Origin of the sequence: Pseudomonas sp. rhizo66, from assembly GCF_031931925.1 — a bacterium.
Classification (GTDB): Bacteria; Pseudomonadota; Gammaproteobacteria; order Pseudomonadales; family Pseudomonadaceae; genus Aquipseudomonas.
The window spans coordinates 221,875-233,851 of record NZ_JAUJWZ010000004.1 but is presented as its reverse complement, the minus strand read 5'-3'; the positions used below and the strand labels follow the sequence as shown (position 1 = coordinate 233,851).

Annotated in this window: 11 protein-coding genes; 6 read left to right on the top strand and 5 right to left on the bottom strand. The window is 57.3% G+C overall.

The window, feature by feature from the left end; genetic code table 11:
- Positions 1-2: 2 nt before the first annotated feature.
- The 4 genes from QZR14_RS06855 to amaB form a co-directional block, all read right to left on the bottom strand.
- Positions 3-917 carry an ABC transporter permease subunit gene (locus QZR14_RS06855; protein ID WP_311996196.1) on the bottom strand — a complete coding sequence of 305 codons (915 nt, stop codon included), beginning with the start codon at positions 915-917 and terminating at the stop codon, positions 3-5.
- 241 nt (positions 918-1,158) lie between these two features.
- Positions 1,159-2,292 carry an ABC transporter substrate-binding protein gene (locus tag QZR14_RS06850; protein WP_123470951.1) on the bottom strand — a complete coding sequence of 378 codons (1,134 nt, stop codon included), beginning with the start codon at positions 2,290-2,292 and terminating at the stop codon, positions 1,159-1,161.
- Positions 2,293-2,660: 368 nt separating this feature from the next.
- Positions 2,661-3,944 (bottom strand): L-pipecolate oxidase, encoded by a 1,284-nt coding sequence (amaA, locus tag QZR14_RS06845; RefSeq protein WP_311996195.1) that lies wholly within the window; start codon positions 3,942-3,944, stop codon positions 2,661-2,663.
- Between the two features lie 144 nt (positions 3,945-4,088).
- Complete coding sequence (gene amaB / locus QZR14_RS06840) at positions 4,089-5,579, bottom strand: L-piperidine-6-carboxylate dehydrogenase (RefSeq protein ID WP_250602959.1); 1,491 nt, start codon at positions 5,577-5,579, stop codon at positions 4,089-4,091.
- A 163-nt stretch (positions 5,580-5,742) separates the two neighbouring features.
- Here amaB and QZR14_RS06835 point away from each other — a divergent pair, with 163 nt between their 5' ends.
- Positions 5,743-6,648: a LysR family transcriptional regulator gene (locus tag QZR14_RS06835; RefSeq protein WP_250602958.1), complete on the top strand. Its 906-nt coding sequence runs from the start codon at positions 5,743-5,745 to the stop codon at positions 6,646-6,648.
- A 29-nt stretch (positions 6,649-6,677) separates the two neighbouring features.
- On the opposite strand, the gene QZR14_RS06830 is transcribed toward QZR14_RS06835, so the two are convergent.
- Entirely contained in the window at positions 6,678-7,487 is an 810-nt protein-coding gene (locus QZR14_RS06830; protein ID WP_311996193.1) for a helix-turn-helix domain-containing protein, read from the bottom strand.
- Positions 7,488-7,661: 174 nt separating this feature from the next.
- Here QZR14_RS06830 and QZR14_RS06825 point away from each other — a divergent pair, with 174 nt between their 5' ends.
- From QZR14_RS06825 to nadE, 5 genes are all read left to right on the top strand, one after another.
- On the top strand, positions 7,662-9,128 hold the full coding sequence (locus QZR14_RS06825) for an alanine/glycine:cation symporter family protein (RefSeq protein ID WP_250602956.1): 1,467 nt from the start codon (positions 7,662-7,664) through the stop codon (positions 9,126-9,128).
- Positions 9,129-9,263: 135 nt separating this feature from the next.
- Positions 9,264-9,533 carry a hypothetical protein gene (locus QZR14_RS06820; RefSeq protein ID WP_311996192.1) on the top strand — a complete coding sequence of 90 codons (270 nt, stop codon included), beginning with the start codon at positions 9,264-9,266 and terminating at the stop codon, positions 9,531-9,533.
- Entirely contained in the window at positions 9,526-9,780 is a 255-nt protein-coding gene (locus QZR14_RS06815; RefSeq protein WP_250602954.1) for a hypothetical protein, read from the top strand. Before QZR14_RS06820 ends, QZR14_RS06815 begins: the two co-directional genes overlap by 8 nt.
- Before the next feature lie 50 nt (positions 9,781-9,830).
- On the top strand, positions 9,831-11,054 hold the full coding sequence (gene pncB, locus QZR14_RS06810) for a nicotinate phosphoribosyltransferase (RefSeq protein ID WP_250602953.1): 1,224 nt from the start codon (positions 9,831-9,833) through the stop codon (positions 11,052-11,054).
- A 4-nt stretch (positions 11,055-11,058) separates the two neighbouring features.
- Positions 11,059-11,886 carry an ammonia-dependent NAD(+) synthetase gene (gene nadE / locus QZR14_RS06805; RefSeq protein WP_311996191.1) on the top strand — a complete coding sequence of 276 codons (828 nt, stop codon included), beginning with the start codon at positions 11,059-11,061 and terminating at the stop codon, positions 11,884-11,886.
- Positions 11,887-11,977 lie beyond the last annotated feature (91 nt).

Genomic DNA, 11,977 nt, shown 5'->3' with positions numbered 1-11,977 from the left:
GCTTACACCTTCGACACAAGAGGACGGCCCAACAGGCCCTGCGGCCGGAAGACCAGAACAAGTACGAGCAGCGAGAAGCTGAACACGTCTTTGTAGTCGGAGTTGACCAGGCCGGAGAACAGCGACTCGGAGATGCCGAGGATGATCCCGCCGAGCATTGCCCCAGGCAGTGAACCGATCCCGCCGAGTACCGCTGCGGTAAACGCCTTGATGCCGATAATGAAGCCGGCATAGAAGTCGAAGGTGCCGTAGTTCATGGTGATCAGCACGCCGGCCAGCGCCGCCATGGCTGCACCGATGATGAACACATAGGAAATGACCCGATCGGTATTGATGCCGAGGATCGAAGCCATCTTGCGGTCTTGCTGGGTCGCACGGCACATGCGTCCGAGCTTGGTGTATTTGATCACATAGGTCAGCAGCCCCATGCCGACGAAGGCGGCCACCAGGATGAAGACTTTGGTGTAGGTCAGTTGCACGAAGCCGGTACCGACTTCAACACGCCAGGCACCGCTCAGCAGGGTAGGCACACCCTGTTGCTTGGCACCCTGGGCGATCTGTGCGTAGTTTTGCAGGATCAGGGAGATGCCGATGGCGCTGATCAACGGTGCCAGTCGGGTGGAGTTGCGCAGGGGTTTGTAAGCGACACGCTCGATGACCCAGCCATATACCGCCGTGACGACGATGGTGAAGATCAGAGTGCCGAGCATCAGCAGTGGGAAAGATTCGATACCGAAGTAAGCCAGCAGAGCCAGACTGATTGCCGCCAGGTAAGCGGAAATCATGTAAACCTCGCCGTGGGCGAAGTTGATCATGCCGATGATGCCGTAGACCATTGTGTAGCCGATGGCGATCAGGCCATAGACCGACCCGAGGGTCAGGCCGTTGACCAGTTGCTGCAGGAAAATACCATCCATAACGCAATCTCACGCAGTGAGAACCTGCACACCCGGGGTGTGCGGTTCTTCTAGGAAAAATACAGATTTACGTCGGAGCAATGTCAGAGCGCGAACAGTTCGAACACCACAGGACCTTGTGGGAGCTGGCTTGCCAGCGATAGCGGTAGAACATTCAACACAGTTGTCGACTGTCAGGCCGTCATCAGGGGCAAGCCCGCTCCCACAGGGATTGGCGGAGTTCAAAGGGTCGCGTCAGCCCTTACTTCTGTTTTTCCAGCTGGTGATATTTGCCGTCCTTGTCCCACTGGTAAACCACGTAGTCGGACACTTTCAGGTCGCCCTTGGAGTCCCAGGTTTTTTCGCCCATTACGGTTTTCACCGGGTTGGCCTTCAGCCACTTGGCAGCGGCTTCGCCGTCGTTTTTCTTCGCGCCGTTGAACGCGGCCGCCAGGGTCTGCACCGAAGCGTAGGCGTACAGGGTGTAGCCCTCAGGTTCGGTACCGGCCTTGCGGAAGGCGTCTACCACGGTCTTGCTGTCTGGCAGCAGGCGTGGGTCGGCGCCGAAGGTCATCAGCACGCCGTCAACGAATTGCGGACCGCCGGCGGTGGTCACCAGTTCGTCGGTCACAATGCCGTCATCGGACATGAACTTGACGTCTTTCAGGCCTTGTTCACGCAGTTGGCGAACCAGCGGGCCGGCCTCCGGGTGCAGGCCGCCGAAGTAGACGACGTCGGCGCCAGCGCCACGGATCTTGGTGACGATGGTGCTGAAGTCTTTTTCGCCACGGGTCAGGCCTTCGTACAACACGGGCGTCACGCCGCGTTTGACCAGTTGTGCCTTGGTGGCATCCGCCAGGCCTTGGCCGTAGGTGTCTTTGTCGTGCAGCACGACGACTTTCTTGCCCTTGAGTACGTCGACGATGTAATCGCCGGCCACAATGCCTTGCTGGTCATCACGCCCGCACATACGGAACATCGCGCTGAGGCCACGCTCGGTAACTTGTGGGTTGGTCGAACCCGGGGTGATCGCGATGATCCCGGCTTCGTCGTAGATTTCCGACGCTGGAATGGTCGAAGAGGAGCAGAAGTGGCCGACTACACCGGCGACTTTCTGGTTGGTGAGGTCCTTGGCGACCGTCACGGCCTGCTTCGGTTCGCAGGCGTCATCGCCCTTGACCAGTACGATTTTCTCCCCGTTGACGCCGCCTGCTGCGTTGACTGCGTCAGCCGCCGCCTGTGCACCCTTCATGTACTGCTCGCCAAATGCCGCGTTGGCGCCCGTCATTGGACCCGCTACACCGATTTTCACATCAGCTTGAGCAAACGCAGAAACACCCAACGCAGTAGCCACTGCGAGGGCCAGAAAGCCTTTCTTGTAAAACGTCTGGGACATGAGGTGGTGCTCCAAGGTTTTTTTTAGTTGGCACTGCGACTTCACTTCACTGAATGCTCTGAGCAAGGGCCGTGCCATCGGTTTTTTATTCTTCAAAAAGTCGCTGCTTTCTTGTTATTTCGACTGTTTCGTTCCCATTTTCATTGGGCGTGCAACCGTCTAAACCGCGGAAGGTGAAACCATTTATTTTTTCAGGCGCAACCCGCACGCGCCATCATTGCAACCGCGGCGCCAAACGACGTGCAACCAGCCTGTAACAGCCCGCGTCACCGAACTGCACACTGCTGGTGCGGGACTGCTACAACCCGCACCATTACAGGCTAGTTGCTACGTGAAAAAGCGCCGCGTCCGGCAACATATTTCAACACTCAAATCACAATGCGCAGGCACTGGCCCGCGTGATACAGCGAGAACCCGGCCTCGTACAGGCAACTGCGCAGGCCTGCACCCGCCAAGGGCTGCATCGGTGCAAAAGGAATCGGCAGGGCTTGAGGATTACCGTTACACAGGTAATCAGCGAAAGCCTTGCCGACCACGGTGCCGGTAGTGACGCCACGGCCGTTGTAACCGGTGACGGCCACCAGCCCCGGCGCCGGTTCGAACAGGCGCATGAGGTGATCGGGGGTAAACGCGATACGCCCGGTCCAGGTGCATTCCCACTCGACGGGTTTCAGATGGGGGAAGTAATGCTGTTGCACGCGATCGGCCCAGGCTTTGAGAAACCAGGTCGGTTTCTGATTGCCGTTGCCCAGGCTGCCGAGCAACAGCCGCCCTTCTTTGTCACGGCGGATGCTGCTCAGCACCTGCCGCGTATCCCACGAGCCCTGCCCGCCCGGGAGGATTTCCTGCGCGGCGTCTTCGCTCAGCGGCACCGAAGCGACCTGATAGTAATAACCGGGGAAGAAGTTGCGCTTGAGTTCGGTCCAGTCGCCTTCGGTGTAAGCGTTGGAGGCGATGACCACTTGCTCGGCCAGAACCGAACCGTGTTCGGTCTGCACCGACCATTTCGCGCCCTGACGCTCAAGGCGAGTGACCGGAGAATGATCGAACAGTTGCCCACCGAGACCGCTTACCGCATTGACCAGCCCGGTGACATAGGCCATCGGGTTGAGCGTGCCGGCGCGACGATCGAGCAACGCAGCGGCAATTTTTTGCGTGCCGGTGGCTTGCTCGCAGGCCTTGCCGGTCAGCAGTTCAACCGGTGCGCCGCGACGTTTCCATTGTTGCTCGCGGCTGCGCAAATCCGCCTCGCCCTTGGCGTTGTGCGCCATGTGCAACGTGCCTTCGCGGCGCAACTGGCAATCGATGCTGTATTTATCCACAAGGCTGAACACCAGCGCTGGCGCCGCCCCGAGCATACGGTTGAGCTGACTGCCGACCGCTTCGCCGAAACCGGCTTCGATCTCGTCCGGCGGGATCCACAGGCCGGCGTTGACCAGCCCGACGTTGCGTCCGGAACCGCCGTGCCCGGCGCGATGAGCCTCCAGCACGCAGACGCTTTTGCCTTTTTCCAACAGATGCAGCGCCGCCGACAACCCGGTGAATCCGGCGCCGATCACGCAGACATCGACTTTGACTTCGCCCCTGAGCGCGGTGTTATCCGGCCTTTGTGGCGTGAGCTTTTCCCACAGACATTCTTCGCGTAACGGCATTGCCAGACTCCAACAGAAACCTAACCAATTGCGTTGTGGGCACTAAAAAGATCGCAGCCTTCGGCAGCTCCTACCAAAACCGCAGCCAACCGCAGCCCTGTAGGAGCTGCCGAAGGCTGCGATCTTTTCAGCTTTTTCTCAACCTCAGTCGAAGGTGATGCCCTGCGCCAGCGGCAACTCCAGCGAGTAGTTCACGGTGTTGGTCTGCCGGCGCATGTACGCGCGCCACGCATCGGAGCCGGACTCACGACCGCCACCGGTTTCCTTCTCGCCACCAAAAGCGCCGCCGATTTCGGCACCGCTCGGGCCGATGTTGACGTTGGCGATACCGCAATCACTGCCCACCGCCGACATGAACTGCTCGGCTTCACGCACGTCAGTGGTGAAAATGCACGACGACAAGCCTTGTGGCACTGCGTTATTCAGGCGCAGCGCTTCCTGGAAATCGCTGTAACCGACCACGTAGAGGATCGGCGCAAAAGTTTCGCTGCAGACCACATCGCTCTGCTCGGGCATTTCCACAATCGCCGGCGACACGTAGTAGGCGTTGGGGAACTGATCTTCAAGCTGACGCTTGCCGCCGAACACCCGGCCGCCCTCGCTCAATGCCTGTTCCAGCGCGTCCTGCATGTTTTCGAAGCTGTGCTTGTCGATCAGCGGGCCGACCAGATTGCCTTCCAGCGGGTTGCCGATGCGCACTTTCGAGTACGCGGCTTTGAGGCGGGTGACGATTTCTTCCTTCACCGACTCATGGGCAATCAGCCGACGCAGGGTGGTGCAACGCTGCCCAGCCGTACCCACGGCGCTGAACAGAATCGCCCGTACCGCCATGTCGAGATCCGCGCTCGGGCCGAGGATCATCGCGTTGTTACCGCCCAGTTCCAGAATGCTGCGGGCGAAACGTGCGGCGACTTTCGGCGCGACTTCACGGCCCATGCGCGTGCTGCCGGTGGCGCTGATCAGTGCGACACGCGGGTCATCGACCAGCGCTTCGCCGGCATCGCGACCACCGATGATCACTTGGCAAAGGTTCGCTGGCGCATCGGTAAAATTCTTCACCACGCGGTCGAACAATGCCTGGCAGGCCAGTGCGGTCAGCGGGGTTTTCTCCGACGGTTTCCACACCACCGGGTTGCCGCAAACCAGTGCCAGCGTGGTGTTCCATGCCCACACCGCAACCGGGAAGTTGAACGCGCTGATCACCCCGACCACGCCCAGCGGATGCCAGGTTTCGCGCATGTGATGGCCCGGGCGCTCGGAGGCGATGGTCAAACCGTACAACTGGCGGGACAGGCCGACGGCAAAATCGCAGATGTCGATCATCTCCTGCACTTCACCCAGGCCTTCCTGAGTGATCTTGCCGGCCTCCCACGACACCAGCTCGCCAAGATCGGCCTTGTACTCGCGCAGCACTTCACCGAATTGACGCACCAACTCGCCGCGACGCGGGGCCGGCACCTTGCGCCATTGCTCGAACGCATGATCTGCGCGACTGATGTGCTGCTCGACTTCGGCCGGGCCTTCCCAGTTCACGGCGGCAATGCGGCTGCCGTCGATCGGCGAATGCACCGGCACTTTGCCGTCCTGATAAAGGGCCGGGTTCACACCAAGACGATCAAGCAATGCGGCAACCATGGGTCACTCCTCAAGCAAAAAACTGAATGTGTGCGGACGCTTTTTCGCGACCGGGCAGGCCTTTAGTTGTAGCGTCACAATGGCGAGGCAACAAACGACCTTTACGCGAGATATCATTCCGTTTATTCATGCTGGGCATAGAAAGACAAGAAAAGGATCAGCCATGCTGAACAAACGCCACTTGCCGTCGATCACCGCATTGCAGTGTTTCGAGGCCGTGACCCGCCACCTGAGTTTCACCCGCGCCGCCGAGGAGCTGAACCTGACCCAGAGCGCAGTGAGCAAACAGGTAGCGCAGCTTGAAGAGCTGTTGCAGCATTTGTTGTTCCGCCGGGTGCGTCGGCGTTTGCAGATGACCCCGGCCGGGGATTTGTACTTGGTAGAAGTACGAAAAATTCTCTCGCAAGTGGAGATGTCGACGCATTACCTGCGTTCCTACGGTGGCGAAACCGAAGTCCTGCGCGTCTCCACGCCATCGACCTTCGGCGCGCGCTGGCTGGTGCCGCGCCTGAAAGGCTGGCGTCTGCGCCATCCATCGATTCACCTGGATTTGTGCAACGAGCAGGAAGCGGATGACCTGCTGCAAGGGCGCAGCGACCTGGCGTTCTATTTTGGTCAGGGCTCACGGCCCGGCACTGAATGCCTGAAGTTGTTCGGCGAAGAACTGGTACCGGTGTGCGCGCCGGGCAGCCTGCCGAACACGCCGTTCACTGATCCGACGCAACTTACCGATCTGGTCCTCCTGCAAAATGCCTCGCGCCCGCAAGCCTGGCACGACTGGTTCGACAGCCAGGGCTACCAGACCGAACACAGCTACCACGGGCCGCGTTTCGAAACCTTTTATATGTGCATTCGTGCCGCGCAGGTTGGCTGCGGTGTGGCGTTGTTGCCGCGGTTTCTGGTGGAGGAGGAATTGGCCGACGGCAAACTGGTCATTCCCTGGCAGCATGCAATGCCCAGTTCCGACGCCTATTACCTGGCGTACCCGGAACACGCGGCGGAAGTGCCCAAAGTGCGGGATTTTGTGAAGTGGATGCTGGAGCAGATCGACAGCCCCACGGCCGACTGAACCCTGCGGTAGCTCCTGCAAGGACGGGGTCAGGCGATAACAAACAGACCGTCCACAACCTGAGCTTGAGCAAGGCGTGCGCGCAGATCGGCGTCGATAGCGCAATCATTCGGCTTGTACAACCTTACGCGCCGATAGGCATCGGCCCGATTGATTTCCTGCCCGAGATACTCCCAGACAACCCTTGAACATGAGGGAGCACGATGATCTGCTGCAGAAACCCCAAGCTTCAAACCATTGAGCCGAGTGATACAGCTTTTGAAACTTGGGATCAGAATGGTTTGGCTGATCTCATTTGACGTCAGCGATTCATAATCGACGAAAAACAAGCGATCTCGCAGGTAGTAGGCAACACCCAAATATCGATACGTTTCAAAATCTTCGCCAACCCTGGCGATCTGTAAGCGCTCGTTTCGCTCATAGACAACGTCATCACCCTCCTGCCGTACATGCACGAGCGAACACAGAATAGAGCCGGGTTCAGTCATTGCGATGTAGTACTCATAGTAATAACCGATGTGGGCTTTCAGCTCAGGTGAGGACTGTTTGCGCAGGTGTTCATGCATGATGCGTGATGCCGCCACTTCTCCCGAGGCCTGACTCTTATTGGACTTAACGCCAATCAATGCGACAAATTGCTCAGGTGGCAGCGCTATTTCAAACGCTTCCACGCCAAAAAAGTCGCAAATTCGCTTCAGATTGAAAGGTGTGGGGATGCTTTTTCCACACAGATACTTATTGAATTGCCCACGATTAATTCGAAGTTTCCTACAAACTTCCGCGACAGATCTGTAGTGACTACACAGCAGCCTCAAGTTAGCCGGAAGAAACTCACACATACAACGCCCCAATAAAAATCAAGAGGCGGCAACCATAGCAGCAACTCGCATCACATTTAAGCAACTTGCGAAATTGCATCGAATGAAATATGGCTGGATATTACGAATCCTGAAAGTCCTCAGGACTGACAACACTATTAATTCGCCAGCACTCTAAATAGCAAGGAGCTTTGAATGCTAGACGTCATCAACGACTTTCTGTCGAGCAAGGTATTGATACCTTTGGTTCTTGGACTGGGAGTCTATTTCACTGTCCGCTCAGGATTTGTCCAGCTCAGATACTTCCCCCATATGTTCGGTGTTTTACGGAGAAGCTGGCATGCCGACAGCCATCAATTGAGTTCATTTCAGGCCCTGACACTTAGCCTTGCCGGACGTGTCGGTACCGGCAATATCGTCGGGGTGGGGATTGCTGTGAGCATGGGTGGACCCGGTGCAGTGTTCTGGATGTGGATGACCGCTCTTCTGGGCATGTCGAGCAGCTTCTTCGAATGCACGTTGGGACAACTCTATAAACGTAGCGATGGCAAAGGCCTGTATCGAGGGGGCCCCTCCTGGTATATCCAGCACGGTCTGGACAAGCGCTGGCTCGGGATGGTCGTGGCCGTGTTATTGCTGGTGACCTTTGGTTTTGCAATCAATGGTCTCGAGTCCCATGCCGTATCCCACTCGCTAAAAGATGCGTTTGGTCTGCCACCGATGTGGTCGGGGCTAGCAATTTCTTTGATGCTGGGAGCTGTCTTCGTTGGCGGGATAAAACGTATCGCTGCAGTAGCCGACCTACTGGTTCCTCTGAAGGTTCTCGCCTACGTCGGCGTAACGGCCTATGTGATCGTTCTGCAGTACGATCAGGTACCGGCGATGCTGATGACCATTATCAAAAGCGCATTCGGTCTGGATCAGGCGTTTGGTGGACTGATGGGCAGCGCAATCATCATGGGGGTCAGACGCGGGGTATTTTCCAACGAGGCAGGACTGGGCAGTGCTCCCAATGTCGCCTCAGTCGCGAAGATCGACCACCCGGTTGCACAAGGCGCGGTACAAGCACTGAGTGTGTTCATCGATACATTCGTCATCTGCACCTGTACTGCGCTACTGATTTTGCTATCAGGTTTCTACACGCCGGGATTTGAAGGTGACGGGATCGCTCTGGCACAGAACTCGCTGGCAGCCGTCGTTGGGGAATGGGGGCGAATGTTTATCAGCGTGGTGCTAGCCTTATTCGTCTTCACGGCAATGCTTTACAACTATTATCTGGGGGAAAACAGCCTCCGGTTCATGTTGGGTGAACCTCGAAAAATGCTGATTTTCTATCGTGTAATGGTGTTGATATTAGTGTTCTGGGGCTCCGTCGAAGACCTGTCCACTGTTCTGGCTTTTGCAGACATCACCATGACGCTGCTGGCGCTTGTCAACCTGGTAGCCATGCTCCTGCTCTTCAACATCAGCATGCGTGTTCTGCGCGACTACGACGAACAACGCCGTGCTGGCATCAAGACGCCCGTGTTCGACTCAAGAAAATTCCTTGATCTGGATCTTGATCCTTTAGCGTGGCCCCCGCAGCACGACGGCTCAGGAACAATGATTCGTATCGAACCCGCTCTTTCCTCAAGCGTAAGCAAACAGCCCATTCAGGCTTAGACCGGGCAGGTGCAAAGCCATTAAAACGATTAATGGCTTTGCAGCAACTACACCAACACACTGCAAACTTAAAATCTAAAGAACAATAAACTCTTCGATCTGTCACGCCTAAAACAAACTGAAGGACTTTACCCCATGAATCGTTTTTACCCCCTAAAAGCAAATGCAACCAATAACCCTACATACTTCATAGACTCACACGCCACACCTAACCAATTATTTGAAGATGCCTGTTTCAGAATTCGCGCCGCCATCGGCCTCTTGGAGTCTTTCACTTTAGTTACTATTAAAGGCACCAATGATTCTGACTTTTATAGACTGATACTTCCGGCTTACGTATTACTTCAGGACGGCGTCGACACACTGGAACAGATCACCTTCAAAGGAGGTGCCATTCATGTATAAAATCGTCACCCACGAAATGCTCAGAGCCGCTTTTATTAAAGCAGTTGAAATTAATCTGATACCTAAACACTCTTTATTAGCCGATTTTTTAAAAAGCGGCCAACGGCTTGAGCAGGTCATTCAAGCCGCACTTGAGGTACAACCGAAAATGAACAATTTTTGCGGGCTAAGGTGTATGGCTTCAGCGGATCTTTCACCTGAAAGCAAAAAAGCACTGGCAATCCCCACCGCTGATATGCGCCACTAGCGCCATCGAATGAGACCGCGCGCAGGCGCGGCGCACCTGGAGACCCCGTTATGAGCGAGAGCGTGTTTGCCGATCGCATCGTGCAGAACCTGCTCGACACCGACTTCTATAAACTGACGATGATGCAGGCGGTGCTGCACAACTACCCCAACGTCGAAGTCGAATGGGAGTTCCGTTGCCGTAATAGCGAGGATCTGCGCCCGTATCTGGCCGAGATCCGCTTTCAGATCGAGCGTCTGGCCGAACTGAGCCTGAGCGCCGATCAACTGAGCTTTCTCGAGCGCATCAGCTTCCTCAAGCCGGACTTCCTGCGTTTTCTCGGACTGTTCCGCTTCAACCTGCGCTATCTGCACACCGGTATCGAGAACGGCGAGCTGTTCATCCGCCTGCGCGGGCCGTGGCTGCATGTGATTCTCTACGAAGTGCCGTTGCTGGCGATCGTCAGCGAAGTGCGCAACCGTTATCGCTACCGTGAAACCGTGCTTGAGCAGGCGCGCGAACAGCTCTATCGCAAGTTCGACTGGCTGACCGCCAACGCCTCGCCTGATGAATTGTCGCAACTGCAAGTCGCCGATTTCGGCACCCGCCGGCGTTTTTCATTTGGCGTGCAGGCCGAAGTGGTGAATGTGCTCAAACACGATTTCCCCGGACGTTTCGTCGGCACCAGCAACGTGCACCTGTCCCGCGAGCTGGACATGAAACCGCTGGGCACCATGGCCCACGAATGGATCATGGCCCACCAGCAACTCGGCCCGCGCCTGATCGACAGCCAGATCGCCGCGCTCGATTGCTGGGTCCGCGAATACCGTGGCCTGCTCGGGATCGCGCTCACCGATTGCATCACCACCGATGCCTTCCTCGGCGACTTCGACCTGTTCTTCGCCAAGCTGTTTGACGGTCTGCGCCATGACTCCGGCGATCCGGTGGCGTGGGGCGAAAAATGCATCGCGCATTACCACAAGCTCGGCATCGATCCGATGAGCAAGACGCTGGTGTTCTCCGACAGCCTGACCCTGCCCAAGTCGTTGGAGATCTTCCGGGCGCTGCACGGGCGGATCAACGTCAGCTTCGGCATCGGTACCAACCTCACCTGTGACATTCCGGGTGTCGAACCGATGAGCATCGTGCTTAAAATGACCGCCTGCAACGGCCAACCGGTGGCGAAGATCTCCGACGAGCCAGGCAAGACCCACTGTAAAGACCCGAATTTTGTCGCCTATTTGCGACACGTTTTCCAGGTTCCTGCCGATTCCAGTCTATCTAGCAAGGAGTGAATTCATGCAAGCCATACAGCGTGAGATTGCTGAACAGCTCAAGGTGCAACCGCCGTTCGCCGACCACAAGGCGCTGCAGGCCGAAGTCGCCCGGCGTATTACCTTTATTCAGGATTGCCTGGTCAATTCCGGACTCAAGACGCTGGTACTGGGCATCAGCGGCGGCGTCGACTCGCTGACCGCCGGCCTGCTGGCCCAGCGGGCAATGCGCGAGCTGCGCGACCAGACCGGCGACAACAGCTACAAATTCATTGCCGTACGGCTGCCGTACGAAACCCAGTTCGACGAGCACGACGCTCAGGCTTCGGTGGACTTCATCGCTCCGGACGAGCGCCACACGGTCAACATCGGCCCGGCGGTGAAATCGCTGGCCAGTGAAGTCGCGGCATTCGAAGGCAAACACGCGGTGTCGGTGGACTTCGTGCTGGGCAATACCAAGGCGCGGATGCGCATGGTTGCGCAGTACACCATCGCCGGCGCGGCGCACGGTCTGGTGATCGGCACCGATCATGCGGCGGAAGCGGTGATGGGCTTCTTCACCAAGTTCGGTGACGGCGCTTGTGATCTGGCACCGCTCAGCGGTCTGGTGAAGAATCAGGTTCGCGCGATTGCCCGCAGCTTTGGCGCGCCGGAATCGCTGGTCGAGAAAGTGCCAACGGCGGATCTGGAAGACCTGTCGCCAGGCAAACCGGATGAAGCATCGCACGGCGTGACCTATGCCGAGATCGATGCGTTCCTGCACGGTGAGCCGGTGCGTCAGGAAGCGTTCGACATCATCGTCGCGACCTACAACAAGACCCATCACAAGCGTGTGATGCCGTTTGCGCCGTAAGCGCTGATGGAATGAAAAAGCCCGCTGAGGTGTGATCCTCAGCGGGCTTTTCTTTGGCCATTGCTTTCATTGATGCGGATGGCCCCTTCGC